The organism is Paramicrobacterium chengjingii (assembly GCF_011751765.2).
Taxonomy (GTDB): Bacteria; Actinomycetota; Actinomycetes; order Actinomycetales; family Microbacteriaceae; genus Paramicrobacterium; species Paramicrobacterium chengjingii.
The window spans coordinates 2,091,416-2,117,369 of sequence record NZ_CP061169.1 but is presented as its reverse complement, the minus strand read 5'-3'; the positions used below and the strand labels follow the sequence as shown (position 1 = coordinate 2,117,369).

27 protein-coding genes are annotated in these 25,954 nt (G+C 61.3%); 23 read left to right on the top strand and 4 right to left on the bottom strand.

Annotated elements, in window-relative coordinates; all coding sequences use genetic code 11:
- Window positions 1-40: 40 nt before the first annotated feature.
- The 6 genes from lysA to prfA all read left to right on the top strand — a co-directional run bounded on the left by lysA (window position 41) and on the right by prfA (window position 8,221).
- Window positions 41-1,441: a diaminopimelate decarboxylase gene (gene lysA, locus HCR76_RS10320; protein ID WP_166992468.1), complete on the top strand. Its 1,401-nt coding sequence runs from the start codon at window positions 41-43 to the stop codon at window positions 1,439-1,441.
- A complete protein-coding gene (locus tag HCR76_RS10315) occupies window positions 1,438-2,748 on the top strand; it encodes a homoserine dehydrogenase (RefSeq protein ID WP_166992470.1) in 1,311 nt (436 codons plus the stop codon). The genes lysA and HCR76_RS10315 overlap by 4 nt, the downstream gene beginning before the upstream one ends.
- Window positions 2,748-3,833 (top strand): threonine synthase, encoded by a 1,086-nt coding sequence (thrC, locus tag HCR76_RS10310; RefSeq protein ID WP_166992472.1) that lies wholly within the window; start codon window positions 2,748-2,750, stop codon window positions 3,831-3,833. Before HCR76_RS10315 ends, thrC begins: the two co-directional genes overlap by 1 nt.
- Entirely contained in the window at window positions 3,830-4,750 is a 921-nt protein-coding gene (gene thrB / locus HCR76_RS10305) for a homoserine kinase (protein ID WP_166992474.1), read from the top strand. Before thrC ends, thrB begins: the two co-directional genes overlap by 4 nt.
- 178 nt (window positions 4,751-4,928) lie before the next feature.
- Window positions 4,929-7,043 (top strand): transcription termination factor Rho, encoded by a 2,115-nt coding sequence (rho, locus tag HCR76_RS10300; protein ID WP_166992476.1) that lies wholly within the window; start codon window positions 4,929-4,931, stop codon window positions 7,041-7,043.
- Window positions 7,044-7,141: 98 nt separating this feature from the next.
- Window positions 7,142-8,221, top strand: coding sequence for a peptide chain release factor 1 (gene prfA, locus HCR76_RS10295; protein WP_166992478.1), 1,080 nt, complete (start codon window positions 7,142-7,144; stop codon window positions 8,219-8,221).
- Between the two features lie 4 nt (window positions 8,222-8,225).
- On the opposite strand, the gene epsC is transcribed toward prfA, so the two are convergent.
- Window positions 8,226-8,789 (bottom strand): serine O-acetyltransferase EpsC, encoded by a 564-nt coding sequence (gene epsC, locus HCR76_RS10290; RefSeq protein WP_166992480.1) that lies wholly within the window; start codon window positions 8,787-8,789, stop codon window positions 8,226-8,228.
- A 2-nt stretch (window positions 8,790-8,791) separates the two neighbouring features.
- Window positions 8,792-9,730, bottom strand: coding sequence for a cysteine synthase A (gene cysK / locus HCR76_RS10285; protein ID WP_166992482.1), 939 nt, complete (start codon window positions 9,728-9,730; stop codon window positions 8,792-8,794).
- Window positions 9,731-9,877: 147 nt separating this feature from the next.
- On the opposite strand from cysK, the gene prmC reads away from it, so the two are divergent.
- The gene (gene prmC / locus HCR76_RS10280; RefSeq protein WP_166992485.1) at window positions 9,878-10,750 is read left to right on the top strand and encodes a peptide chain release factor N(5)-glutamine methyltransferase; all 873 of its coding nucleotides are present in this window, start codon (window positions 9,878-9,880) and stop codon (window positions 10,748-10,750) included.
- A 3-nt stretch (window positions 10,751-10,753) separates the two neighbouring features.
- On the opposite strand, the gene HCR76_RS10275 is transcribed toward prmC, so the two are convergent.
- Entirely contained in the window at window positions 10,754-11,680 is a 927-nt protein-coding gene (locus HCR76_RS10275; RefSeq protein ID WP_166992488.1) for a TetR/AcrR family transcriptional regulator, read from the bottom strand.
- A gap of 143 nt (window positions 11,681-11,823) precedes the next feature.
- On the opposite strand from HCR76_RS10275, the gene HCR76_RS10270 reads away from it, so the two are divergent.
- The 14 genes from HCR76_RS10270 (at window position 11,824) to HCR76_RS10205 (ending at window position 23,726) form a co-directional block, all read left to right on the top strand.
- The gene (locus HCR76_RS10270; protein WP_166992491.1) at window positions 11,824-12,729 is read left to right on the top strand and encodes an ATP-binding cassette domain-containing protein; all 906 of its coding nucleotides are present in this window, start codon (window positions 11,824-11,826) and stop codon (window positions 12,727-12,729) included.
- A gap of 2 nt (window positions 12,730-12,731) precedes the next feature.
- Window positions 12,732-13,523, top strand: coding sequence for an ABC transporter permease (locus HCR76_RS10265; RefSeq protein WP_166992666.1), 792 nt, complete (start codon window positions 12,732-12,734; stop codon window positions 13,521-13,523).
- A gap of 76 nt (window positions 13,524-13,599) precedes the next feature.
- Window positions 13,600-14,259: an L-threonylcarbamoyladenylate synthase gene (locus tag HCR76_RS10260; protein WP_166992494.1), complete on the top strand. Its 660-nt coding sequence runs from the start codon at window positions 13,600-13,602 to the stop codon at window positions 14,257-14,259.
- 8 nt (window positions 14,260-14,267) lie between these two features.
- Entirely contained in the window at window positions 14,268-15,527 is a 1,260-nt protein-coding gene (locus tag HCR76_RS10255) for an MraY family glycosyltransferase (RefSeq protein WP_166992497.1), read from the top strand.
- Entirely contained in the window at window positions 15,524-15,970 is a 447-nt protein-coding gene (locus tag HCR76_RS10250; protein ID WP_166992500.1) for a Cg1360 family ATP-synthase-associated protein, read from the top strand. The genes HCR76_RS10255 and HCR76_RS10250 overlap by 4 nt, the downstream gene beginning before the upstream one ends.
- A 171-nt stretch (window positions 15,971-16,141) precedes the next feature.
- Window positions 16,142-16,936 (top strand): F0F1 ATP synthase subunit A, encoded by a 795-nt coding sequence (atpB, locus tag HCR76_RS10245; RefSeq protein ID WP_166992669.1) that lies wholly within the window; start codon window positions 16,142-16,144, stop codon window positions 16,934-16,936.
- Between the two features lie 44 nt (window positions 16,937-16,980).
- Window positions 16,981-17,214, top strand: coding sequence for an ATP synthase F0 subunit C (gene atpE, locus HCR76_RS10240; protein WP_098407340.1), 234 nt, complete (start codon window positions 16,981-16,983; stop codon window positions 17,212-17,214).
- A gap of 29 nt (window positions 17,215-17,243) precedes the next feature.
- Entirely contained in the window at window positions 17,244-17,804 is a 561-nt protein-coding gene (locus HCR76_RS10235; protein WP_166992672.1) for a F0F1 ATP synthase subunit B, read from the top strand.
- A 6-nt stretch (window positions 17,805-17,810) separates the two neighbouring features.
- The gene (locus HCR76_RS10230) at window positions 17,811-18,605 is read left to right on the top strand and encodes a F0F1 ATP synthase subunit delta (RefSeq protein ID WP_166992503.1); all 795 of its coding nucleotides are present in this window, start codon (window positions 17,811-17,813) and stop codon (window positions 18,603-18,605) included.
- A 52-nt stretch (window positions 18,606-18,657) separates the two neighbouring features.
- Entirely contained in the window at window positions 18,658-20,286 is a 1,629-nt protein-coding gene (gene atpA, locus HCR76_RS10225) for a F0F1 ATP synthase subunit alpha (protein WP_166992506.1), read from the top strand.
- A 3-nt stretch (window positions 20,287-20,289) separates the two neighbouring features.
- On the top strand, window positions 20,290-21,186 hold the full coding sequence (locus HCR76_RS10220) for a F0F1 ATP synthase subunit gamma (RefSeq protein WP_166992509.1): 897 nt from the start codon (window positions 20,290-20,292) through the stop codon (window positions 21,184-21,186).
- Window positions 21,187-21,218: 32 nt separating this feature from the next.
- Window positions 21,219-22,682: a F0F1 ATP synthase subunit beta gene (atpD, locus tag HCR76_RS10215; RefSeq protein WP_166992512.1), complete on the top strand. Its 1,464-nt coding sequence runs from the start codon at window positions 21,219-21,221 to the stop codon at window positions 22,680-22,682.
- Window positions 22,683-22,684: 2 nt separating this feature from the next.
- Window positions 22,685-22,954 (top strand): F0F1 ATP synthase subunit epsilon, encoded by a 270-nt coding sequence (locus HCR76_RS10210; RefSeq protein WP_166992514.1) that lies wholly within the window; start codon window positions 22,685-22,687, stop codon window positions 22,952-22,954.
- A 31-nt stretch (window positions 22,955-22,985) separates the two neighbouring features.
- Window positions 22,986-23,726, top strand: coding sequence for a YaaA family protein (locus HCR76_RS10205; protein ID WP_166992516.1), 741 nt, complete (start codon window positions 22,986-22,988; stop codon window positions 23,724-23,726).
- 29 nt (window positions 23,727-23,755) lie between these two features.
- Here the strand turns inward: HCR76_RS10205 and HCR76_RS10200 are convergent, their stop codons facing one another.
- Window positions 23,756-24,262 (bottom strand): methylated-DNA--[protein]-cysteine S-methyltransferase, encoded by a 507-nt coding sequence (locus HCR76_RS10200; RefSeq protein ID WP_166992519.1) that lies wholly within the window; start codon window positions 24,260-24,262, stop codon window positions 23,756-23,758.
- A gap of 102 nt (window positions 24,263-24,364) precedes the next feature.
- Between HCR76_RS10200 and HCR76_RS10195 the strand changes: the two genes are divergently transcribed.
- Window positions 24,365-25,327, top strand: coding sequence for an aldo/keto reductase (locus HCR76_RS10195; RefSeq protein WP_166992522.1), 963 nt, complete (start codon window positions 24,365-24,367; stop codon window positions 25,325-25,327).
- 42 nt (window positions 25,328-25,369) lie between these two features.
- On the top strand, window positions 25,370-25,954 hold the full coding sequence (locus HCR76_RS10190; RefSeq protein WP_235934295.1) for a TetR/AcrR family transcriptional regulator: 585 nt from the start codon (window positions 25,370-25,372) through the stop codon (window positions 25,952-25,954).

Below are 25,954 nucleotides of genomic sequence, written 5' to 3'. Positions count from 1 at the left end.
CGACTGAAATATCCCTCCCGCACCACACGAACGGTCTTCTGTGACGCATAACCCACTCGCACCCTCGTGGCTCGTCGAGCCCGACGACGCGAATGCCCTCGCGCCTGGGCTCTGGCCGAGCACAGCGGCCCGCGCCGAATCGGGAGAGCTGCAGATCGGTGGAGTCTCCGCACACGAGCTTGCACAGCAGTTCGGCACCCCGCTCTACGTCGTCGACGAGCGAGATGCGCGTGAGCGCGCTGGCGAAGTGCGTGAAGCCCTGCATTACGCCTTTGCACAGATCGGCAGTCGTGCACACGTCTATTACGCGGGCAAAGCGCTCCTGACCAGCGAGGTCGCCCGGTGGATGGTCGAGGCCGGCTGCCGTATTGATGTGTGTTCTGGCGGAGAACTGGGCGTCGCGCTGGCCGCCGGAGTCGAGGCGGACCGGATCGGCTTCCATGGAAACAACAAATCGCTCTCGGAGATCGATCGCGCCGTTGCATCCGGTGTCGGAACGATCATTATCGACAGCATCCAGGAAATCGACAGAGTGGCAGAGGCTGCCGTGCGTCACGGCGCGCGGCAACGCGTTCGTCTACGAGTCAATAGCGGAGTCCACGCGCATACTCACGAGTTTCTGGCCACCTCCCATGAAGATCAGAAGTTCGGTCTGACGCTCGAGGCTGCTCCCGACGCCGTTGCACGCATTCGGGCATTCGAGAGCCTGGAGTTCATCGGTCTGCACTGTCACATCGGTTCGCAGATCTTCGGGTCGGGCGGATTCGCCGAATCGGCCGCGCGACTGCTCGCCGTGCACAAGGAGCTGCTTCGCACAGGGCCGGTTGCCGAGTTGAACCTCGGTGGAGGCTTCGGCATCGCGTACACAAGCGTCGACGATCCGACGCCGATCGGCGAACTCGCCGAGGCGATCGCGCGCATCGTCAGCGACGAATGCGAGCTGCTCCGGATTCCGATTCCTGATGTCGCCTTCGAGCCGGGGCGCACGATCATCGGAACGGCGGGTGTCACCCTGTACGAGGCCGGAACCACGAAGCCCGTTGACGTCGAGACCGAATCGGGAACGAAAACACGCCTCTACGTCAGCGTCGACGGCGGCATGAGCGATAACGCCCGCACCGCACTGTACGACGCGGACTATTCAGTGCGAATCGCCTCACGCCGGTCGGACGCTGCGCCCGCCCTTGTGCGGATCGCCGGAAAGCACTGCGAGTCGGGCGACATCGTTGTCTCTGCCGACTACTTGCCGTCGGACGTCGAGCCGGGAGATCTGCTCGCTGTTCCAGCGACAGGCGCATACTGCTGGTCTCTCGCCAGCAACTACAACTACCTGGGGCGGCCACCCATTGTTGCCGTCCGCGACGGCCGCGCACGCGTCATTGTGCGTGGAGAGACTGAAGCCGACCTCATGGCGCGCGACGCCGGATTGGATGGACGATGATCGACAGCCGCACCCTCAGGGTGGCCCTTCTCGGGGCCGGTTCCGTTGGCTCGCAGGTGGCCCGAAAGCTCATTGACAACCGTCAGGAGCTCGCTGCGCGTGCCGGTGCCGATCTGGAACTCGTGGGCATCGCCGTTCGCGACGTCGACGCGAAGAGGGACGTGGATCTGCCGCGCGAACTCTTCACAACAGATGCCGAATCACTCATCCTCGGTGCCGACATCGTGATCGAGCTCATGGGGGGCATTGAGCCGGCCAAGTCGTACATTCTCTCGGCGGTGAACGCCGGAGCTGACGTCGTCACGGGCAACAAGGCTCTGCTCGCCGCACACGGGCCGGAGCTTTTCGACGCAGCCGAACGTGTCGGCGCTGAGATTTCCTACGAAGCATCCGTTGCCGCAGCGATTCCGATTCTGCGACCACTGCGTGACAGCCTCGCGGGAGACAACATCACAAGTGTGCTCGCAATCGTGAACGGGTCCACAAACTTCATTCTCGATCGCATGGATCGCTTCGGCGAGACAATGGACGAGGCGTCAAAGCTCGCGTTCGAAGCGGGCTATCTCGAGGCAGACCCGACACTCGACGTCGAGGGCTACGACGCGGCACAGAAGGTGACGATTCTCGCAGGCCTCGCCTTTCACTCTCAGATTGATGCGGGCAAGGTGCACCGTGAGGGCATCTCCGACATCACGGCGGAGCAGATTCAGGCCGCTCAATCCGCGGGTTACGTGATCAAGCTTCTCGCCGTCGCCGAGCGGCTCACAACCGCAGACGGGGAGCTCGGCATCTCTGCACGTGTGTACCCGGCGCTGGTCCCGCGCGAGCATCCGCTTGCATCGGTGTATGCCGAGAACAATGCGGTATTCGTGGATGCCGAGGCGGCAGGTCCCCTCATGTTCTACGGTGCCGGTGCAGGCGGGCTGCAGACAGCATCCGCCATTCTCGGCGATGTCGTCTCGGCGGCACGTCGTCACGTCGCTGGCGGCCCCGGGCTGAACGGCTCCAACCATGCGGCGCTTCCACTGCTGCCCATCGACGACGTCATTACGAAATGCCAGATCAACCTCCGTGTCAAGGACCGTTCGGGTGTGCTCGCCGAGGTTGCCGGTATCTTCGCGAACTACAGCGTTTCTGTGCAGACAATCGAGCAGACCATCGGCGACGACGAGGATGGCCTCGCCACGCTGATCATTGGCACCCACCGCGCGAGGGAGAAATCCATTCGCGCAGTCGTTGACGCGCTGCAGGACGCCAGCGCGACCGACCGTATCGTCAGTGTCCTGAGAGTTGAAGGAGCCCAGTAATGGCACACCTGTGGCGTGGAGTCATCAATGAATACCGGGAGCGTCTCGACGTCTCTGACGCGACGCCCGTTGTGACGCTCGGCGAGGGCGGAACTCCGCTGATTCCAGCGCCATCGCTTTCGCAGCGAACCGGGGCGAAGGTCTATGTCAAGTTTGAGGGAATGAATCCCACAGGGTCGTTCAAGGATCGCGGCATGACCATGGCTATCTCCAAGGGCATCGAGCATGGAGCCAAGGCCGTAATCTGCGCATCGACGGGCAATACGTCGGCGTCGGCGGCCGCGTACGCAGCTCATGCCGGCATCACGGCGGCAGTGCTGGTTCCCGAGGGAAAGATCGCGATGGGCAAGCTCAGCCAAGCTGTCGCGCACGGCGGCCAGCTGATCCAGGTGCAGGGCAATTTCGATGATTGCCTCGATCTGGCCCGTGACATGTCGGCGAATTACCCGGTACATCTCGTGAACTCGGTGAACCCTGATCGCATCGAGGGACAGAAGACGGCGGCATTCGAAGTTGTCGAAGTGCTCGGCGAGGCGCCTGATTTTCACTTCATTCCCATCGGTAATGCAGGCAACTACACAGCGTACACGCGCGGTTATTCTGAATCGATCGGTTACGGCGACTCGACGAAGCTGCCACGAATGTTCGGCTTTCAGGCGGCGGGCAGCGCCCCGATCGTCGACGGTGCCGTCGTGAAGAACCCGGAGACCGTCGCCAGCGCGATCCGCATTGGCAACCCAGCGTCATGGGAACTCGCACTTCAGGCCCGTGAGAAGACCGATGGCTACTTCGGCGCGATCAGCGACCGTGACATTCTACGTGCACAGAAGATCCTCTCGAGCGAGGTTGGCGTGTTTGTCGAGCCCGCGTCGGCGATCAGCGTCGCTGGTCTTCTCGAGCGGTCGGAGGCTGGTGTGATTCCCGTCGGGTCAACGTGCGTGCTGACGGTTACCGGGCACGGCCTCAAAGACCCGCAGTGGGCGCTCCGAACAGAAGACGGAGGCGATGTTCACCCGACAGTCGTTCCCGTGGATGCCGCTGAGGTTGCCAGCGTGCTGGGGCTCAGCGGCGAGGCACGGGCGTGAGTTTCGCCGGTCGCCGAGTTTCGGTGAAGGTCCCCGCCACGTCGGCGAACCTGGGGCCCGGCTTTGATACGCTCGGCCTCGCATTGGCAATGTACGACGAGCTCACGGTCACGGCAACCGACGAGAAGAGCGTCACCGTTGATGTGCATGGTGTCGGCGAGGGTGAGGTTGCGGTTGACGAGACGAACCTCGTTGCTTCGTCTGCGATAGCGACGTTCGCCGCGGTCGGTCAGGAGGCACCAGGCCTGCACATCGAAGCCCGCAATGCGATTCCACACGGTCGCGGACTGGGATCCTCTGGTGCGGCGGTTGTTGCGGGTATCGCCGCTGCACAGGGCCTTCTCGAGGGTTCCGTGACGTTCACGGAGGATCTGCTGCTCGGTATCGCTTCTGAGCTCGAAGGACACCCGGACAACGTGGCACCCGCTCTCTTCGGCGGGCTTACCATCGCCTGGACATCGGAAGAAGGTCCTCGGCACAAGAAGCTGATGGTTCACAGGGGAGTTTCGCCTCTGGTGTTCATTCCCGAGTCCACGCTGTCGACGCGTCGTGCTCGCGAATTGCAGCCTGCTAGTGTGCCGCATGCGGACGCCGTGTTCAACGTCTCGCGCTCTTCGCTCATGGTGGCCGCAATGCTGCAGAGTCCCGAGCTGCTGTTCCAAGCGACAGAGGACAAGCTCCACCAGAGCTATCGGGCAGCGGCGATGCCCGATACGACCGAGACGATCGCGTTGCTTCGCGCTCATGGCTATCCTGCCGTCGTGTCCGGGGCTGGGCCCTCGATTCTGGTGCTCTGCGATGGTCCGGGCGATCGTTTGGATGCAGCACGGCTCGTGGAAAGCGGGACCGCCACACCCTGGAGAGCCGAGATGCTCGCTGTCGACTTCAAGGGTGCTACAGTAGTACCGATCTCATAGGGAACCACCCGTCAGGGTGAATCTGGCCTTCGGATCATTCACCAATCACAGCCCTTACCCGACGTATATCGTGTTCTGATGCGATCGACGCGTGCCCCATCTACGGGGTATCGCAGCGGCGTAAACGGCTCTCCCTGGTTCATCATCGATAACCAGGCTGAGAAAGGAATACTCTCCAGTGACAGACGCAGGAACCCGCGCAGACGGCGCGGACCGCGGTACCAACATCCAGACGCTCAAGGTCGCCGAGCTTCAGAAGCTTGCCGTCAGCCTTGGGGTTCAGGGCGCTTCAAAGCTCCGCAAAGGCGAGCTTGTTGCGGCGATAACCGAGAAGCAGGGCGGCGGAAGCAACACTGCTTCCCGACCGGCAGACACGCAGGCCGCCGCTGCATCGCAGGAAAAGCAGCCGGCCAAACGCGCATCACGACGCGTGTCGACTCCGATCATCGAGCCGGCGACGCCGAACTCGGCCGACAGCGATACGGCGACGCCGACTGTTCCCGAGGGAACGACTCCCGAGCAGGCAGCGGAGTCCGTTCTCGACGAGCCCCGTGCAGGAACGCAGAGCCGGACGCGGTCGTCTCAGCGCTCCGCCAGTCGCAGCGAGAATACGGGCGGTGAGACTGCTTCCGGCACCACACCATCTGACAACGCAGCTTCCGACGACGCGCCCGCTACGCAGGACGCCGCTGACGGCGTCGAGCAGCGCGAGAAGAAGAACGGGAAGCGCGGCGGCCGCCGTCGCGGCCGAAAAGGCGACGACGACAACTCAGATTCGAACGGCCAGAGCGGCCAGAGCAATGGCCACAATGGCCAAAACGGTTCGAAGCAGGCAGAGAGCGATGGCAGGCAGTCGTCGAACGACGATGCGAAGTCAGACGACACATCTGATTCCGATGCCCAGAGCGGCAATACCAACGACGAGCGAGGACGCGGACGTAACCGTAACCGCAACCGCAACAACAGGGGCGACAACCAAAACGACGATCGCCAGCAGGGGCGCGGCGACCGCAACGACGGTAATCGCACTGACGGAAAGAACGACGACCAGGGCGGCCGCGGCCGGGGCCGTTATCGGGACCGCAAGCGTGGTCAGAACGATGACGTCGAGCCGGAGATCACCGAAGACGACGTGCTGGTTCCGATCGCCGGAATCCTTGATGTGCTCGACAACTACGCATTCGTGCGCACGACCGGATATCTGTCCGGCGCGAGCGACGTATACGTCTCACTCGGCCAGGTCAAGAAGTACAACCTGCGAAAGGGCGACGCTATCGTCGGAGCTGTGCGCCAGCCACGTGAGGGCGAGCACAACTCTCGGCAGAAGTACAACGCGATCGTCAAGGTTGACAGCGTCAACGGCCAGAGCGTCGATGAGGCGGCCGACCGCGTGCAGTTCGGCGACCTGACTCCGCTGTACCCGCAGGAGCGCCTGCGCATGGAGACGGAGCAGGGCAAGTTCACACAGCGCCTGATCGACCTTATCGCGCCAGTGGGCAAAGGACAGCGCGGACTCATCGTGGCGCCTCCCAAGGCGGGGAAGACGATCGTTCTGCAGCAGGTGGCCAATGCCATCGCGGCGAACAACCCGGAGGTTCACCTCATGGTTGTTCTCGTCGACGAGCGTCCCGAAGAGGTCACGGACATGCAGCGTACGGTCAAGGGTGAAGTCATTGCTTCGACATTCGACCGCCCTGCTGAAGACCACACGACCGTCGCTGAGCTGGCCATTGAGCGTGCCAAACGTCTCGTAGAGCTCGGACACGACGTCGTCGTTCTTCTCGATTCCATCACTCGCCTGGGTCGCGCCTACAACATCTCGGCTCCCACGAGCGGTCGTGTGCTCTCGGGTGGTGTCGATGCTGCGGCGCTTTACCCGCCGAAGCGGTTTTTCGGTGCCGCACGGAACATTGAGAACGGCGGATCGCTCACGATCCTCGCGACTGCACTTGTCGAGACCGGTTCCAAGATGGACGAAGTGATCTTCGAGGAGTTCAAGGGGACGGGCAACTCCGAACTGCGCCTTTCGCGTCAGCTTGCGGACAAGCGCATCTTCCCGGCGATCGATGTCAACGCATCGTCGACGCGTCGCGAGGAGATGCTGCTCGCGCAGGACGAAGTGAAGGTGACATGGAAGCTGCGTCGTGCCCTCGCCGGCCTTGACACACAGCAGGCGCTCGAAGTCGTGCTGGGCAAGCTCAAGGAAACGTCGTCGAACGTCGAGTTTCTTGTGCAAATGCAAAAGTCGATGCCCCAACCGGCGACGAACGGACACGAGCGCGACCACCGCTAGCTGACTGATGAGCCCGTTTGCTCCGTGTGACCTCTGGGGGGTATCGCGGAGCAGGCGGGCTCTCTCGTTTCATTCGACCTCACGAAACGGAATAAGAAATGTTTGAATCAGTGACAGCTCTCATCGACGAGCACGCCGATCTTCAAGAGCAGCTGGCCGACCCGGCCGTACATGCTGACCCGGCACGGTCTCGCAAGATTAACCGGCGGTACGCGGAGCTCTCCAAGATCATCGCCTCGCATTCCGCGTGGACCAGCGCTCAGGATGATCTGGCTGCAGCGAAAGAGCTGGCGAAGGAAGACGATGCTTTCGCAGACGAGGTGCCGGCGCTCGAAGAGGAGCTTGCTGAGGCAGAGGAGAAACTTCGGCGACTCTTGGTCCCGAGAGACCCCGACGATGGCCGTGATGTGATTATGGAGATCAAGGGAGGCGAGGGGGGTGCCGAGAGCGCACTCTTTGCCGCTGATCTGCTGCGCATGTACCTTCACTACGCTGAGTCGAAGGGGTGGAAGACGGAGCTCCTCGAACGCGATGAATCCGATCTGGGCGGATACAAGAACGTTCAGGTGGCGATCAAGGGTTCGTCGAACGATCCCGCTGAGGGCGTCTGGGCTCACCTGAAGTACGAGGGCGGAGTGCATCGCGTGCAGCGAGTTCCTGTCACTGAGTCCCAGGGCCGCATTCATACATCGACAACCGGTGTGCTTGTCTTTCCCGAGGTCGATGAGCCAGAAGAAGTCGAGATCAGCCAGAACGACATTCGTGTCGATGTTTTTCGCTCATCTGGCCCGGGCGGCCAATCGGTGAACACAACGGATTCGGCTGTGCGCATCACGCACATCGAGACCGGGATCGTTGTATCGATGCAGAACGAAAAGAGTCAGATTCAGAACCGTGAGGCGGCAATGCGCGTGCTCAGGGCTCGACTACTCGCGAGAAAACAAGAAGAACTGGATGCTGCAGCATCCGACGCTCGCAAGAGCCAGATTCGCACGATGGATCGTTCCGAGCGCATTCGAACGTACAACTTCCCCGAGAACCGTATTGCCGACCACCGCACCGGTTACAAGGCATACAATCTCGATCACGTGATGAATGGCGATCTCGACTCGGTGATCGAGTCATGCATTCAGTCTGACGAAGAAGCGCGTCTCACTCACCTCGCCGACAACGGCTGACCATCTAGATGTGATAGTCGGGTTCGACGAGGCCGTAGCGCTCGCCTGCGACGCGTGGTCGGGCGCGCGCCGGAACTCCCACGACGATTGAGTGCGGTGGAGCATCCTTTGTCACGACGGCATTCGCCCCGACGATGCTGCCGCCGCCGATCATGACGGGGCCGAGCACTTTCGCTCCCGCACCGACGGTGACGCCGTCACCGAGGGTCGGATGACGCTTGCCCTTGCCGCCGCCTTTTCCGCCGAGAGTCACGCCGTGATAGAGCATCACATCGTCGCCAAGTTGCGCAGTTTCGCCGATGACAACTCCCATGCCATGGTCGATGAACAGGCGTCGGCCGATCTTGGCCCCCGGGTGAATCTCGATTCCGGTGATTGCGCGGGCTGCCTGCGAGCCGATGCGCGCAGGCAGCCTGAGGCCGCGATCCCAGAGCCGATGGTTGAAGCGGTACCACCAGATTGCATGCAGGCCCGAGTAAACGACGGCGATCTCAAACGCGCCCCGAGCCGCGGGGTCGTGAACACGAGCTGCAGTGATGTCCTCGCGAATGCGGGTCCAGAACCCCATTGTCAGTCGCGGAGATCCTCGTAGAGGAACGTCGAGAGATACCGCTCGCCGAAATCAGGAACGACGACCACGATGTTTTTCCCGGCGTTCTCGGGGCGTGCAGCGACTTGCAGCGCCGCCCAGACGGCAGCGCCAGACGAGATTCCTGCAAGGATGCCGTCGTCAGTTGCGAGCGTCCGGGCTGTTTTCACCGCATCGTCGACGCCGACGGTGAGCACTTCGTCATAGACCTCGGTGTCGAGAACACTCGGAACGAAATTCGCTCCAAGTCCCTGAATCTTGTGCGGACCGGCTTTGCCACCGCTGAGAATGGGAGAATCCGCGGGCTCGACGGCGACGACCTGAATGTCAGGATTGTGCGCCTTGAGCGCTTGCCCGGCGCCCGTTATCGTGCCGCCGGTTCCGATGCCGGCGACAAAAATGTCGACGTTGCCATCGGTGTCGCGCCAGATCTCCTCACCGGTCGTTGTTCGGTGGATATCGGCGTTCGCCTGGTTTTCGAACTGACGGGCGAGAATCGCCCCCGGTGTTTCCGCGGCGATTTCCTCCGCCTTTTCGACGGCGCCGCGCATTCCGGCTGCAGGGTCGGTCAGCACGAGCTCTGCTCCAAATGCGCGCAGCAGGATGCGACGTTCCATGCTCATTGACGAGGGCATTGTGAGTACGACGCGATAGCCGCGCGCCGCGCCGGCGGAGGCCAGTGCGATTCCGGTGTTTCCGCTGGTTCCCTCGACGACTGTGCCGCCAGGCTTCAGATCGCCCGCGGCCTCTGCCGCGTCGAGAATGGCGATGCCGATGCGATCTTTCACACTGCCGGCCGGGTTGTAGAACTCCAGCTTGGCGTGTACCTGTGCTGAGACGCCGCTCGCAGTGCGGCCGAGCGTGACGAGCGGGGTGTTCCCAAACGCCTCCGTGATGTTCGCGTGAATCTTTCCTGTCACGGGACCTCTCCTTCGATACTTTTAGCTACAAGTTTAATGGTGTTCTGTCGAGACTAGTCTCATCAGGCAACGACAGCACAACTGTGACGCTGCGCGTCAGGTCGAGGTTAGGCTTGTGAGCGCCGATATCCCGATTGAAAGCGTGTCATGCTGCCACCGAATCGCACAGTTCCTGACGTTCTCGATGCAGCAGCGACCGCACTTTCACGATCGGGAATCGCGACGGCCGACGTTGACGCCGAGCTACTGGTCGGCCACGTTCTTCGACTGGGACGCGGAGAAGTTCAGGCTGCACGACTGACCGGGCGACGGATGCTGACGCGAGACGTCGAGCTTGTGGAGAATCTTGTTCGCCGCCGAGCGACACGCGAGCCGCTGCAGCACATCACGGGAGTTGCAGGGTTTCGCCGGCTTGAATTGCGGGTCGGGCCCGGTGTGTTCGTTCCTCGCCCCGAAACCGAGCAGGTGACGCAGATCGCTATCGACGCTCTTCTCGCTCTCCCTCATTCGTCACCGGTTGCGATCGACCTGGGTACGGGGAGCGGCGCAATTGCGCTGTCGATGGCTCTCGAAGTGCCATCGGCCCGTATCTATGCCGTGGAGAATTCGGTCGACGCGTTTCTCTGGGCGTCGGAAAACGCACGCAGGGTCGGCGCACCCAATGCGAGGCTTGTCTTCGACGACCTCGGCGATGCCCTCCCCGAGCTGAACGGCACAGCATCCGTCGTCATCTCTAACCCTCCATACATTCCCGACGCCGCGGTTCCGCTTGACCCCGAAGTGCGGTTCTTCGACCCAGCGGCAGCGCTTTACGGGGGAGAGGATGGGCTCGACGTGGTGCGCGCGCTCTCCAGCACAGCAGCACGTCTGCTGCACCCCGGCGGAACCCTCGTGATCGAGCACGGTGAGCGGCAGGGCGAGGCGATACGCGCGATTCTCGCGGCGGACGGCTGGCGGGCCCCGGCCACGTTCCCCGACTTCACGATGCGTGATCGAGCGACAACGGCAGTCCGGGCATAGCCGTTAGCGGGACTTCGCTGCCTTTGCAGCGCGCTCCCGTGACTTCGCGATGGCTTCAGCCTCTTTGCGCCGTGCCTCCCGCAGAGCGCTCTCCGATTCGCGGCGAATGCGTGCTGCCTCTCGCACGGCTTTGTCTTTCGGAGGGGCAGGGGCTGGTGTCGTGGGTGGCTCAGGAAACGGCGTATCGCTTGCTGCGGTCTGTACAGCGGATTCAACCCCGTCGAGAAAGAGCTCAAGCGCGAAGGCAAACGGGTCGGGTGTGTCTGCGCCGAGCGCCCCGGCGCGCAACGCAGGAGCGAGGGCGGGAAAGCGATCGTCTGTGATGAGTTCGTGCATCAGTTCATTCGCGACGGCATCGAGTTCGTCCGGTGTTGACCCACGTGACGAACTGGCGATGTCGTAACCTCGGTACACCGTCGCCTTCCACCGAGCGAATCCGCTCAGCATGAGCGTGATCGAGACGCGCTGCGCGTGATCGAGTGCGGTGCCCTCGAGGAAGGCGAGCCCCTGGTCGAGCCACGCGAGTTCATTGGGGGTCACCGGGATGCCGCTGATCGGAACGTCGATCAACCACGGGTGATCGGTGTACGCGGCGAGCATCGCGGTTGTGAGCTGGCCGAGACCTTCTCGCCAGGGCAGGGGAGGGTCTGGCTGCTCGGGCGGCACACCGAGCGCCTGCTCGCCCATCAGCACGATGAGCTCGTCTTTTGCCGTCACGTATCGGTACAGCGACATCGTCGTGAAGTCGAGGCGGCTGGCGATCGCGCTCATTGAGACGGATTCGAGCCCACCCTCGTCGGCGATCTCTATACCCGTTTCGACGATGCGCTCGATGCTCAGCCCACGTTTCGGCCCCCGCTGAGGGTCCGCCGCGACGCCCCAGGCCAAGGCAACGGCGCGCGGAAGCGGGTAATCGTGGCTTGCTGACATCCTGTCGTCCCTTCGTCGTCGTCACAGTCTATCGAGAAAGTGTTTACGACATAAACTGTGTGTGTTATACACAATGTGTACAGCATAAACAGTATGCGTCGTACGCAGTCAAGCGGACGGTGCGGAATACGAAAGGTGAGGCGATGGAGTACGCGATCGATGTACGCGGGCTCACGAAGAGCTTTGGAAATCAGATTGTTCTCGACGGCATAGACATCGCTGTTCCGGCAGGCACGATCCACGCGGTGCTCGGACCAAACGGAGCGGGAAAGACGACCCTGATCAATGCATTGACGACGTTGGCGAGGCCCGACTCCGGCTCCGCATCGGTGAACGGGTATGACGTCGTCACCCAAGCCGCAGATGTCAGGCGTCGGATCAGCGTCACCGGACAGTATGCCGCCGTCGACGACGTGCTCACGGCGCGTGAGAACCTCAGAATGATGGCGGGACTGCTCGGGCTGAAACGTCCAGCGGCGCGCGAACGCACGGAGCAACTTCTTGAACGCTTCACGCTCACAGCCGCAGCGGGAAAGCGAGTGAGCACGTTCTCAGGGGGAATGCGCCGAAGGCTTGACCTGGCGATCAGCCTGATCTGCTCACCTCCAATCATTTTCCTCGATGAACCAACGACCGGGCTCGACACCCGAAGCAGGCGCGCACTGTGGGACGAGGTGGAGCGCCTGCGCAACGACGGTGTGACGATCCTGCTCACGACGCAGTATCTCGATGAGGCAGACACCCTCGCGGACATGATTTCCGTGCTCGACCGGGGCAGAGTGGTGGCATCGGGCACGCCATCTCGGCTCAAAGCGCAAGTGGGCAGCGACGTCGTCGAAGTGCGCGACGAGCACGGCGATGTCATTCAGGAGGTTCATACCGACGGTACGCCGCGGGACGTCGTACGGGTGCTCTCCACAGTTCCTGACGGGAACGTCGGAACTGTGACGATCAGGAGGCCGACGCTCGACGACGTCTTCCTTTCGGTCACGAGCGACAGCGGCACCGAGCATTCCTCCACTCGACCACTTGAAGGAGTCGCATCGTGACAATGAGCATGACGCGGCATACTCAGCTTCCGCGGCCGAACAACGCCGATCTCACATTCATCGGTCGCAGCATCCGGCATTCCCTTCGCGATGGCGAAGGACTGCTGATGGCGATTTTGCTCCCCGTCTTCATGATGGGCCTCTTTGTGTTCGTGTTCGGAGGGGCGATGAACGTCGCCGGGCGCGACGGGTACGTCTCGTACATCGTGCCGGGGATCATTATCATGTGCGCCGGGTTCGGCGCCTCATCCACTGCAACGCTCGTCGCTGGCGACATGAAGACGGGCATCATCGATCGCTTTCGCACAATGCCCATTCGCGGTAGCGCTGTTCTCACCGGACACGTCGTGGCAAGCGTGCTGCGCAATCTCGTCGCGACAGCTGTCGTCGTTCTCGTTGGGTTGCTGACAGGATTTCGACCTTCGGCGGACGTGGTCGGATGGTTGGGGGCCCTTGCGATCATCGCTACCTACATCTTGACGATCACCATGCTGTTCGCGGCGATCGGGCTCGTTGCGGGAAGCCCCGAAGCGGCGAACGCCTACGGATTCGTTCTCCTCTTTCTTCCGTACCTCTCGAGCGCGTTCGTCCCCGTCGAGACGATGCCGACGTGGTTGCAATGGGTGGCCGAGAATCAGCCGATCACACCCGTCATCGAATCGATACGTGCGCTCCTCGGCAGCGGTGACGTGGGCTGGAACGTTCTCATCGCGATTCTCTGGTGCGTCGGGATCCTTGTCATTGCGGTCATCTGGAGCAGTCTGATGTTCCGGCGCAAATCGGGCAGACGCTGACGCCGACTCAGGTGAGGATGCCGGTGCGTGGCACACGCGGCATCCTCACACGGTCGTCGCGATACAATCGCAGGCGATGTCGAACGTCTACGACTGCTCTGTTGATTCAGAGCTTCTCACTGGAATGCGGCTCGCGCGCACCACGCTTGGTCGCGGCGAGCTCGTTGTGCTCCCCACCGACACCGTCTACGGCATCGCCGCCGACGCGTTCAATCCCGCAGCGGTTCAGCGTCTACTTGATGCCAAGGGCCGCACGCGCCAGCAGCCGCCACCCGTTCTCGTGTCGGGGACAGACACGCTGACAGCGCTCGCGTCTGTCGTGCCCGAGCTCGTCACGCGACTGGTGGAGGAGTTCTGGCCCGGAGGACTCACGGTCATCCTTCCTGCTCAGCAGTCTCTGGTCTGGGACCTCGGGGAGACTGACGGTACCGTCGCGCTGCGCATGCCGGACAACGAGATTACTCTCGAGCTTCTGCGTGAAAGCGGACCGCTCGCGGTGTCCAGTGCGAACAAGACGGGCCTGGCACCCGCGGAGTCAGCCGCTGCCGCACACGAGATGCTCGGCGACAGCGTAGGGATCTATCTGGATGCCGGCAATGGAAAGAGCGTTCCGTCGACGATCGTTGACGCCACGGCACTCACCGTCGACGATGGGCAAGCAACAATTCTCCGCGAGGGAGTCATCTCGCTCGAACAGCTTCGTGAGGTCCTCGGCGACCGTCTTGCGAACGACTAGGACGATTAATGCGTCAGTATGCGCTCATTGCCCTAGCGGCCATGATCATCACGTGGGTGCTCTCACTGGCGGTCTACAAGTTCGCTCTGCGCTTTAAGCTGTACCCGCCCATCAGGGAGCGGGATATGCACTCGCGTCCGACTCCGCGTCTCGGTGGAGTGGCAATGTTCTTCGGTGTGGCGGCCGCAATGCTGATCGCCTCATTCAACCCGTTCTTCGGTGTGGTCTTCGATGAACCGGGGCCAATCCTCGCGATACTCGGGGCGACGCTTCTGATCGTCGCGCTCGGGATCGTCGATGATCTCGTTGACCTCGACTGGATGATCAAACTCGCCGGGCAGTTTCTCGCTGCAGGGCTGATTGCCTGGCTCGGCGTGCAGATCTATTCCCTTCCGATCGCCGGACGAACCGTCGGCTCTAGCTGGATGTCTTTCATCCTCACTGTCTTCACGATCGTGCTTGTCATGAATGCGGTGAACTTCATCGATGGACTAGACGGGTTAGTCGGCGGTGTGGCTCTCATTGCCAACGGCGTGTTCTTCGTCTACGGGTACCTACTTGTTCGCACAGTGAGCCAGTACAACTACTTCAATCTCTCGCTGCTCATCTCGGCTGTTCTGCTCGGCGTCTGTGCTGGCTTTCTTCCGTTGAATTGGCATCCAGCGAAGATGTTTATGGGGGACGCGGGCGCGCTTCTTGTCGGACTACTGATGGCGACGTCTGCCATCTCGATCACTGGCCAGATCGACCCCTCTGCGGTTGAGAACGGGGGCGACGACGGTGGGCTCGGCGGCTCGCAGCTTGTCGGTGCGTTCATTCCGCTGCTCTTGCCGATCACGATTCTCGTGGTGCCGCTCGTGGACTTCAGCCTTGCGGTGTTCCGTCGGCTTCGCGCGGGCAAGAGCCCGTTCAGCGCAGACCGGTTGCACCTGCACCATCGTCTCATCGACATGGGCCACTCTGAACTGCACGCTGTGCTGATCTTTTATTCATGGACCGTCGTCATTTCGGTGCCCTGCCTCTTCCTCTTTCTCTTCGACTCCTATTGGTACGCGCTGATCTTCTTCCTCGCAGGTGTCGTCGCATGCACGGTTGCGACATTCGCACCTCTGGGGAGGCGGAAGCGTCACGAAGTGGAAGCGCAGCTCACTCCAGACCAGGAAACGAGCGTCACCCAGCGCGAGCATGACCCTCTTGACAACGCAGCCGCCGACAACCACAGTCGCGAAGCGGGCCCCGCTTCGCGTACCGAAGGGCCGTCATCATGACTTCCAATCCCGTTTTCCGTGCCAGCCTCATATGGGGTGCAGCCGTTACTGCGATCATTGCCGTCGTCGGCGGTATCGTCGGCGTCTTCGTCGATGGATCACGCGGACTTGTCAGCGCTCTGCTCGGGGCGGTTGTCGCGCTGGTCTTCCTGAGCGTCACCGCCGTTAGCATCCTCTTGGCAAACCGAAAGGCCGGAAGCGATCTTTTCGTTCCCATCTTTTTCGCGGGCGTCATGGGCGGATGGCTTGTGAAATTCGTCGTTTTCCTGGTTCTCGCGTGGGCGGTGAAGCAACAGGAATGGGTAAACGACACCATCTTCTTTCTTTCGGTGATCGCGGGAGTGATCGGGTCACTCGTCGTTGACGGCGTCGTCGTCGCAAAGGTGCGCGTGCCCTATGTGAGCGACGATACATTGCCGAACGATGAAAGTCGTGATGATTAGACACTTCTACGATTCGTAGAATGCCCTAAGGTTTGCTAAAGTAGACAAAGATTCTCCCTGCCGGGTGTGTGCCTACGGCTGCCGGGTATGGCGTCTTTCCCACCGATCGAACGTAGCGTGAGCCTTGCTCATTGCTCTGAAATCCAGGAGATAGCGCTGATAGCGAACGCTGTGAACCTGCTCGTGCCGACCGCCGACGATGGTGGATTCCACTCTCCTTCGATCGACGAGTTCTTTCCCGATGTGCTGCTCTTCGCAGACACCCCTTTTGAGATCAACCGGATCATTCTGATCCGCTTCATTGCAGTCCTCGTTGTCGTGCTTCTGTTCTGGCTCGGCACGCGTCGCATGAAGGTCGTACCGGGCCGTTTCCAGAGCCTGGTTGAGATGGGCCTCGACTTCGTTCGAGTGAGCATCGCTGAAGACCTTCTGGGCAAGGTCGATGCCAAGCGGTTCCTGCCGATTCTGTCAACCATGTTCTTCATGGTGCTCGCGATGAACCTGACGGGCATCATACCGTTCTTGAATATCGCCGGAACCTCGGTCATCGGCGTACCTCTCGTGCTCGCGATTGTCTCGTGGGTGACGTTTGTGTACGCCGGCATCAAGAAGAGCCCTGCCGGGTTTTTCAAGAACTCACTTTTCCCCGCGGGCGTCCCGTGGCCGGTCTACATCATCGTGACGCCGATCGAGTTCATCTCGACGTTCATCATCCGGCCGATCACGCTGACACTGCGACTCATGATGAACATGATCGTCGGGCACTTGCTGCTCGTGCTGTTCTTCGCGGCAACTCAGTTCTTCATCATCTCGCTCAGCGGATGGTTCTCGGCAGTCGGAGTATTCACGTTGGCGTTTGGCCTCGTGTTCACGCTGTTCGAGGTTCTTGTCGCTGTACTTCAGGCATACATCTTCACGATTCTTACTGCGGTCTACATTCAGCTCGCAGTCGCTGAGGAACACTAACCGGGCACGGCAACCGCCTGCTCACCATCACGGAAGGAAAACACGTGGACGCAACAACCGTTCTCGCTGCAATTGAAGGAAACATCGCAACGGTCGGTTACGGCCTCGCTGCCATCGGCCCGGCAATCGGTATCGGCATCGTCGTCGGCAAGACCATCGAGGGTGTCGCGCGCCAGCCTGAGCTCGCCGGCCGACTCCAGGTGCTGATGTGGATTGGTATCGCCTTCACCGAGGCTCTCGCCTTCATCGGGATCGCGACCTTCTACATCTTCGTCTGATCCTCTTTCACCACTCGTAAGGAGGAATGATGCTGAACACATTTGTGACGGCGGCCGAGGATGGGGCAACACATAACCCCATTCTCCCGGCGACGTACGACATCATCTGGTCGGCTGTGTGCTTCGTTATCGTTCTCGTCGTGTTCTGGAAGGTTGTCCTTCCCAAGCTCTACGTGATGCTTGACGAACGTGGCGCAGCGATCGAGGGCAATATCGCCAAGGCCGACGAAGCGCAGCGCAAGGCAGAGGCAGCACTCGAGGAGTACACGGCTCAGCTTGCCGATGCTCGCGCTGAGGCCGGTCGCATCCGCGAGGGTGCTCGGGACGACGGCAAGAAGATTGTGACGGAAGCCAAGGACCAGGCTACCGAGGAAGCTTCTCGCATCACGACCAGTGCTCACGCGCAGATCGAGGCAGAGCGTCAATCTGCACTGGTGTCGCTGCGGAGCGAAGTCGGGTCGCTTGCACTCGGACTGGCAAGCAACGTCATCGGCGAGTCGTTGAACGACGACAAGAAGGCAACCGCAGTCGTGGATCGCTTTCTCGAGGACCTCGAGGCTTCTGAGAAGACAACAGCAGGGAATAAGTAATCCGCAATGGGTAGCGCAACAAGAGAAGCACTCGCTCAGTCGGTGGCGGCGCTGGACGCCGTTGCCGGTTCCGTCGACCTCTCCTCCGCGGCGTCTCTCCTCGACGCAGGACACATTCTCGGCGATTCCGCGCAGTTGCGCACACTGATCGCGGACCCTGCAGAGAGTGCCGAAACCAAGAAGCAGGTGCTGGGGCGTGTCTTCGGCGGTCACGTCGACAGCACTGTCGCGTCGCTTCTTGAGACCGTTGCCGGTGCTCGTTGGTCGTCGGCAGACGATTTGCTTGCCGCTGTCGAAGAGCTCGGCATCCGTGCGGCGGCTATCGCGTCAGGCGATGCCCAAATCGAGTCGGAGCTGTTTCAGTTCGGCCAAGTAGTGACGCGCAATGCTGAGCTTGAGCTTGCATTGAGTTCCAAGCTCGGTGCCCCGGAACGCAAAGCAGACGTCGTCACCACGCTTCTGAGCGGAAAGGCGTCGGAAGCAACGGTGATCATCGTGTCGCGTCTGATTCAGCAGCCTCGCGGCCGTCGTATCGGAAAACTGCTCCGCGGGGCTGCAGCAGTCGTGGCGGATCAGCGCGGTCGTATCGTGGCGACGGTGACGAGTGCCGGTTCGCTCGGCAATGCTCAGCTCGACCGACTTCGCGAACGTCTGTCGTCGACATACGGTCGTGACGTGACGTTCAATCTCGTCGTCGACCCGACGCTCGTCGGCGGCATGCGCATTCAAGCCGGTGACGATGTCATCGACGCGAGCGTTTCCTCGCGACTGAGCGACCTGAAACTCAAGCTCGCCGGATAGACCGGTTTCATACACTTATCGGGGAACATCCCCGGCACAGATAGGGAAGAAGATGGCAGAACTTACGATCAGCCCCGATGAGATCCGGGATGCTCTCAAGGACTTCGTCTCGGCCTACGAGCCCGACAAGGCATCGAAGACCGAAGTTGGCTACGTCACCGATGCCGGTGATGGAATCGCGCACGTCGAGGGACTGCCCGGCGTGATGGCAAACGAGCTCATCCGCTTCGCGGACGGCACGCTCGGGCTCGCGCAGAACCTCGAAGAAGACGAGATCGGTGCGATCGTCCTTGGTGAGTTCACGGGAATTGTCGAGGGTATGGAAGTCACTCGAACAGGCGAAGTGCTCTCGGTTCCTGTGGGCGATGGCTACCTTGGTCGCGTTGTCGATCCGCTGGGCAATGCCATCGACGGTCTCGGTGAGATTGCGACAGAGGGACGTCGTGAGCTGGAGCTTCAGGCTCCAGGCGTGATGCAGCGCAAGAGCGTGCACGAGCCTCTTCAGACCGGTGTCAAGGCGATTGACGCCATGATCCCGGTCGGCCGCGGACAGCGTCAGCTCATCATCGGTGACCGCCAGACCGGTAAGACGGCTCTCGCGATCGACACGATCATCAACCAGAAGGACAACTGGGAGTCGGGTGACCCCGACAAGCAGGTTCGCTGCATCTACGTCGCCGTCGGCCAAAAGGGCTCGACGATTGCTTCGGTCAAGGGCGCGCTCGAAGAGGCAGGTGCACTGGAGTACACGACGATCGTGGCCTCACCGGCATCCGACCCTGCAGGCTTCAAGTACCTTGCCCCCTACACGGGTTCGGCCATCGGCCAGCACTGGATGTACGGCGGCAAGCACGTGCTGATCATCTTCGATGACCTGTCAAAGCAGGCTGAGGCCTACCGTGCCGTTTCGCTGCTTCTGCGTCGCCCGCCGGGCCGCGAGGCATACCCCGGTGACGTCTTCTACCTGCACTCTCGTCTTCTCGAGCGTTGCGCAAAGCTCTCGGATGAGCTTGGCGCGGGTTCGATGACCGGTCTTCCGATCATCGAGACTAAGGCAAACGACGTATCGGCGTACATTCCGACAAACGTGATCTCGATCACCGATGGTCAGATCTTCCTTCAGTCTGATCTGTTCAACTCGAACCAGCGCCCGGCCGTCGATGTCGGCATCTCGGTGTCTCGTGTCGGTGGTGACGCTCAGGTCAAGAGCATCAAGACGGTATCGGGAACGCTCAAGCTTGAGCTTGCGCAGTACCGTTCCCTTCAGGCTTTCGCGATGTTCGCCTCTGACCTCGACGCGGCCAGCCGTCGCCAGCTCGAGCGAGGCGCACGCCTCACCGAGCTGCTCAAGCAGCCGCAGTACTCTCCGTACCCGGTAGAAGAGCAGGTCGTGTCGATCTGGGCCGGAACGAAGGGCAAGCTCGACACGGTTCCTGTCGAAGACGTGCTGCGCTTCGAGCGTGAGCTTCTTGAGTACGTTCGCCGCAACACGAACGTGCTCGACCAGCTGCGTGAGACCAACAAGCTGACAGACGAGGTCGTCGAGAGCCTCGAGTCGTCTGTTGACACGTTCCTTTCGGAGTTCCAGACTGGCGAGGGCGAATCGCTCTCGTCTGAGGTCGTCGAGGAGCTTCCCGAAGAGGACGTCAACCAGGAGAAGATCGTCAAGGGACGTCGATAATCTATGGGCGCACAGCTTCGGGTCTACACGCAGAAGATCAAGTCTGCCCAGACCACTAAGAAGATCACCAAGGCGATGGAGCTTATCGCCGCGTCTCGCATTGCCAAGGCGCAAGCGCGGGTTGCGGCCTCGGGCCCCTACTCTCGGGCGATCACACGGGCTGTGTCGGCGGTCGCCACCTATTCGAACGTCGACCATGTGCTGACGACGGAGCCTGAGAAGGTGACGCGAGCCGCGGTGATCGTACTGACGAGCGACCGTGGCCTTGCGGGTCCGTTCAACTCGCAGGTGCTCCGCGAGGCGAGCGAGCTCACCGAGCTCCTGCGCAGTCAGGGCAAAGAGGTCGTGCACTACCTGTTCGGACGAAAGGCCGTTGGGTACTTCCAGTTTCGGAAGTTTCCGATTGCCGCCCAGTGGATCGCCAACGCCGAGGCGCCCGAGTTCGTGACAGCGCAGGAGATCTCGAAGACCGTGCTTGAAGCATTCGGTACGGATGCTGAAGAGGGCGGCGTTGACGAGATCCACGTCGTCTACAACCGCTTCGTCAGCATGATGACGCAAACCCCTGAGGTCGTGCGCCTGCTGCCGCTCGAGGTTGTCGAAGGGCTCGAAGAGCCCGACAGCACAGACGTGCTTCCGCTGTACGAGTTTGAACCAGACGCCGAGAGCGTTCTCGACTCGCTGCTGCCCGTCTACATTGAGAGTCGCATTTTCAACGCAATGCTGCAGTCCGCTGCCGCAAAGCACGCGGCTACGCAGAAGGCGATGAAGTCAGCGAGCGACAACGCAGACAAGCTGATTACGGACTACACCCGCCTGCGCAACAACGCTCGTCAGGCGGAGATCACCCAGCAGATCTCAGAGATCGTCGGCGGCGCCGACGCTCTATCTGGGTCATAAGAGCTTCGACCACGAAGAGAGAAGAAAGAGCTATGACAGACACTGCCACCGCTCCGGAGCAGGCGGAAGAGTCGGCCGGTGCAATCGGCCGCGTCTCCCGCGTGACCGGTCCTGTCGTGGACATCGAGTTCCCGCACGACTCGATCCCCGGCATCTACAACGCGCTGACCACCGAGATCACTATCGGTGGGACAACGCACACAATCACGCTCGAGGTTGCACAGCACCTGGGCGACGACGTCATTCGCGCAATCGCGCTCAAGCCGACGGACGGCATCGTTCGCGGCCAGGAGGTCGTCGATTCAGGTGCGCCAATCTCGGTGCCCGTCGGTGATGTCACCAAGGGCCGCGTTTTCGACGTGACCGGCAATGTGCTCAACGCCGAGCCGGACGAGAAGATCGAGATCACAGAGCGGTGGCCCATTCACCGCAAGGCCCCGAACTTCGACCAGCTTGAGTCAAAAACTCAGATGTTCGAGACCGGCATCAAGGTGATCGACCTTCTCACCCCGTATGTCCAAGGTGGAAAGATCGGCCTCTTCGGCGGCGCCGGAGTGGGAAAAACTGTCCTGATCCAGGAGATGATCCAGCGTGTTGCGCAGGATCACGGTGGAGTTTCTGTGTTCGCCGGTGTCGGTGAGCGCACCCGTGAGGGCAACGACCTCATCTTCGAGATGGAAGAAGCGGGCGTCTTCGACAAGACGGCCCTTGTCTTCGGACAGATGGACGAGCCGCCAGGCACGCGTCTGCGTGTCGCGCTCTCTGCGCTGACAATGGCGGAGTATTTCCGCGACGTTCAGAAGCAGGACGTGCTGCTCTTCATCGACAACATCTTCCGTTTCACGCAGGCAGGCTCCGAGGTCTCCACATTGCTCGGCCGCATGCCATCTGCCGTGGGCTACCAGCCTAACCTCGCCGACGAGATGGGTGTGCTTCAGGAGCGCATTACCTCGACGCGTGGACACTCGATCACCTCGTTGCAGGCGATCTACGTGCCGGCTGATGACTACACCGACCCCGCGCCGGCAACGACGTTCGCGCACCTTGACGCGACGACAGAGCTCTCGCGTGAGATTGCATCGCAGGGGCTCTACCCGGCTGTTGACCCGCTGACCTCGTCGAGCCGCATTCTCGACCCGCGGTACCTGGGTGACGACCACTACCGTGTGGCCACCACGGTGAAGCAGATTCTTCAGAAGAACAAGGAGCTCCAGGAGATCATCGCCATCCTCGGTGTCGATGAGCTCTCTGAAGAAGACAAGATCACTGTTGAGCGCGCACGCCGCATTCAGCAGTTCCTCTCGCAGAACACCTACATGGCTAAGAAGTTCACGGGTGTTGACGGTTCTACGGTCCCGCTCAAGAACACCATCGAATCGTTCGATGCGATCTGCAAGGGTGAATTTGATCACGTCGCGGTTCAGGCGTTCTACAACGTCGGTGACATTACCGATGTTGAAGAGCAGTGGGCGCGCATTCAGAAGGAGAACGGCTGATCATGGCGAGTCGTTCGTTGCAGGTCAGCGTTGTGGCGGCCGATCACGAAGTGTGGTCGGGCGCTGCGTCGCAGATCATCGCCAAGACCGTCGAGGGTGAGATCGGCATTCTCGCCGGTCACGAGCCGATGCTAGCGATTCTGGCTACGGGCGAGGTGCGCGTGACGACGACAAGCGGTGAGAAGGTCACGGCGAAGGCCGACGACGGTTTTCTCTCCGTGGAGAACGACACCGTCACCGTTGTCGCAGGCAACGCCTCGCTGGTCAAGTAATCCTTCATATCTCTCTTCATTCGAACGCCCCGTGCTGATCCTGCTCCCTCCGTCTGAGACGAAGAGAGGAGGCGGCACGGGTCGTTCGTTTTCTGCTGAGGCACTGCGCTTTCGTGAGCTCTCTGAGCACCGCTCGGCGCTACTCGATGCGCTCGTCGAGTTGGCCGAGACGCCAGAGGCAATGGTGTCGGCGTTGAAGCTCGGTGCCACACAGCACGGTGAGATCGACGTTAACAGGCGCGTACGCGATTCGCCGACAATGCCCGCCATCGACCGGTACACGGGTGTGCTCTACGATGCACTCGACGGCCAGAGTCTCACACCGTCGCAACGAACATTCGCTGATACTCACGTTCTTATTCATTCAGCACTCTTCGGTCTCGTACCGGCACTCGATCCGATTCCGGCATATCGACTCTCCCATTCCAGTCGCATTCCTGGCCTCTCACTGAAGAAGCATTGGAGAGATTCGCTGCGCGCCCTCCTCGCCGAGCGCGACGACCTCATCATCGATATGCGTTCTGAAGGATACTCCGACCTGGGTACGGCCCCCGGCCGTGCGGGCTCCTACTACCTGCGCGTGCTGACGACAGAGTCGGATGGCACACGGCGTGCGCTCAACCATTTCAATAAGAAGGCAAAAGGTGAGTTCGCTCGCGCACTGATCCGTGCCGAGACGGACTTCGCCGAACTCGACGAGTTGCTCAGGTGGGCGAGATCCTCTGGATGGAGACTCGAGCGTTCAGAGGATGACATCGCGTTGATCGTGTGAAAGGCACACTCACTGTGGTACGCCTTCGACTATGCGATGTCGGCGCTTTCATGGTCGAGAAGCCATTTCTTGATCGCGACTCCAGCGCTACCGGTGTATCCCGTCAGTTTGCCCGTTGCCGAGACCACACGATGACTGGGAATCAGCAGCGGCACGGGTGCGCAGGCGACAGCACGCCCGATCGCCCGGCCAGCGCGAGTGCCGACGGCGTTGCTGCCAAGCGTCGCGTAACTAATGACGGACCCGTACGGCACGAGACCAAGGCCATCCCATACCGCGCGCTGAAATGGGGTGCCGTTCGCCGTGAAGGGAACGGTGAATTCCCGTCGTGAACCGTCGAAGTACTCGCACAGCTGCGTCGCGGCCTCGTCGAGAACATCGTTCGTGCGCCGAGGCAGGTCATCGTGAGGAAGGACTCCGTCGTCTTCGATGGTGAGGCTGGTGACCGTCTGCCCCTCGCTGAGAAGCTCAAGTCGCCCGATCGGGGTCGCGACGACAGCAAGGTACTCGGGAATATCGAACGGTGCATCAATCATGAGGGCAGACTATTCATTTCATCGGCGACAGCCTTCGGTGTGCGGAAGGACTGTGGATGGCGGCGCCCGTCGCCAGCCTGTGGGCGAGGATAGGCTGACAGCATGGCTGAGATGAATTATCGCCCGCTGGGGCGATCCGGATTGATGGTGTCAGCAACAGGTCTTGGGTGTAACAACTTCGGCCGTGCAGGAACGGCTACCGAGACGCAGGCAGGAACGGATGCGGTGATCGAGGCAGCGCTCGAGGTCGGCGTGACACTCTTTGACACGGCAGACATGTATGGCAAAGAGCCAGGGCTCAGCGAGACGCTCATGGGCAACTCGATCCGCGGACGACGCGACAAGATAGTGCTTGCGACGAAATTCGGGCACTCGAATGCCGACGTCGGATTGCCGTCGTGGGGAGCCAAAGGATCTCGCCGTTACGTAAGGCTAGCGGTGGAGGCCTCGCTTCGGCGCCTGCAAACCGACTGGATCGACCTGTACCAGTTGCATACACCCGACCCGATCACACCGATCGCGGAGACGCTGAGCACGCTCGACGAGCTGATCACCGAGGGAAAGATCCGCTACATCGGGCATTCAAACCTCGCGTCGTGGCAGGTCATCGAAGCCGATCTGCGCGCGGAGCTGAACGGCAACACGAAATTCATCTCGGCTCAGAATGAGTACAACCTCGCCGCTCGCGACGCAGAACACGAGTTGCTCCCCGCTGTGCGGCACGTTGGCCTTGGTTTCCTACCGTTCTTTCCCCTCAACAACGGCTTGTTCACAGGTAAGTTCAACCGAGCGGGCGGCCCAGGCGAGTCGCGCATCATGCGTCAGCGGCGCCACATCATAGAGAACGCGCCATGGGAGGCCATGGATCGCTACCAGGCGTTCTGCGACGCGCGCGGGGTCACCATGCTGCAGGCGACGTTTGCGTGGCTGCTCGCGCAGCCAAGCCTGACGAGCGTGATCGCCGGCGCCACGTCTCCGGAACAAGTGCAGCAGAACGCTGATGCCGCGAGCGCCTGGCAGCCGACGGCAGACGATATCGAGAGTATTACTGCGATCTTTGACTGATTGAACTTGCGGAGTGAGCGCTCACTCCGATAGTGTCGTCGAGTGATTTCACAAACAAAGCGGGCAAGTCCTATGGCGCCGGCACAGCGGAGAGAGGCGATCCTCGACGCCGTGATTCCGCTCGTTTTCGAGCATGGGCCATCTGTAACATCCAAGCAGATCGCCGAGGCTGCCCACGTTGGAGAGGGAACGCTTTTTCGTGCCTTCGACGACAAGGACAGCATCGTCAGAGCGGCAGTCGAGAAGTACTTCGAGCCCGAGGCATTCCGCGACCGCCTTGCCCATATCAGCCGCGAACAGCCGCTCGAGCGGAAGCTGCTCGAGATCATCCGCACACTTCGAGAGCGCTTCAGCGGAGTCGTCAGGCTCGCGGGACTCGTCGGAGATCCGCGCAGCAGACACCAGAGGGAACATCGACGCGTCTACGCCTCGATCATCGCTGACATTCTCGCGCCCGATGCCGACCAGCTTAACTGGGCGCCGGAGAGGGTCGCGCACATGGCACGGATGCTGGCTTTCGCCGCAGCGATTCCGGCGTTCAACTCGGGTGACGATTTCAACGATGACGAGTTGACACAGATGCTTCTCTACGGCGTGGCCGGACAGCAGCCGGAGGCACAATCGTGA

Coding starts and splice junctions, on each gene's coding strand:
- HCR76_RS10315 (WP_166992470.1), top strand. CDS start 1,438: ATGATCGACAGCCGCACCCTCAGGGTGGCCCTTCTCGGGGCCGGTTCC.
- atpD (WP_166992512.1), top strand. CDS start 21,219: ATGACAGACACTGCCACCGCTCCGGAGCAGGCGGAAGAGTCGGCCGGT.
- HCR76_RS10195 (WP_166992522.1), top strand. CDS start 24,365: ATGGCTGAGATGAATTATCGCCCGCTGGGGCGATCCGGATTGATGGTG.
- HCR76_RS10235 (WP_166992672.1), top strand. CDS start 17,244: ATGCTGAACACATTTGTGACGGCGGCCGAGGATGGGGCAACACATAAC.
- HCR76_RS10230 (WP_166992503.1), top strand. CDS start 17,811: ATGGGTAGCGCAACAAGAGAAGCACTCGCTCAGTCGGTGGCGGCGCTG.
- HCR76_RS10210 (WP_166992514.1), top strand. CDS start 22,685: ATGGCGAGTCGTTCGTTGCAGGTCAGCGTTGTGGCGGCCGATCACGAA.
- atpA (WP_166992506.1), top strand. CDS start 18,658: ATGGCAGAACTTACGATCAGCCCCGATGAGATCCGGGATGCTCTCAAG.
- prmC (WP_166992485.1), top strand. CDS start 9,878: ATGCTGCCACCGAATCGCACAGTTCCTGACGTTCTCGATGCAGCAGCG.
- HCR76_RS10255 (WP_166992497.1), top strand. CDS start 14,268: ATGCGTCAGTATGCGCTCATTGCCCTAGCGGCCATGATCATCACGTGG.
- HCR76_RS10265 (WP_166992666.1), top strand. CDS start 12,732: ATGAGCATGACGCGGCATACTCAGCTTCCGCGGCCGAACAACGCCGAT.
- HCR76_RS10270 (WP_166992491.1), top strand. CDS start 11,824: ATGGAGTACGCGATCGATGTACGCGGGCTCACGAAGAGCTTTGGAAAT.
- thrC (WP_166992472.1), top strand. CDS start 2,748: ATGGCACACCTGTGGCGTGGAGTCATCAATGAATACCGGGAGCGTCTC.
- HCR76_RS10220 (WP_166992509.1), top strand. CDS start 20,290: ATGGGCGCACAGCTTCGGGTCTACACGCAGAAGATCAAGTCTGCCCAG.
- HCR76_RS10260 (WP_166992494.1), top strand. CDS start 13,600: ATGTCGAACGTCTACGACTGCTCTGTTGATTCAGAGCTTCTCACTGGA.
- HCR76_RS10250 (WP_166992500.1), top strand. CDS start 15,524: ATGACTTCCAATCCCGTTTTCCGTGCCAGCCTCATATGGGGTGCAGCC.
- HCR76_RS10275 (WP_166992488.1), bottom strand. CDS start 11,680: ATGTCAGCAAGCCACGATTACCCGCTTCCGCGCGCCGTTGCCTTGGCC.
- HCR76_RS10200 (WP_166992519.1), bottom strand. CDS start 24,262: ATGATTGATGCACCGTTCGATATTCCCGAGTACCTTGCTGTCGTCGCG.
- prfA (WP_166992478.1), top strand. CDS start 7,142: ATGTTTGAATCAGTGACAGCTCTCATCGACGAGCACGCCGATCTTCAA.
- epsC (WP_166992480.1), bottom strand. CDS start 8,789: ATGGGGTTCTGGACCCGCATTCGCGAGGACATCACTGCAGCTCGTGTT.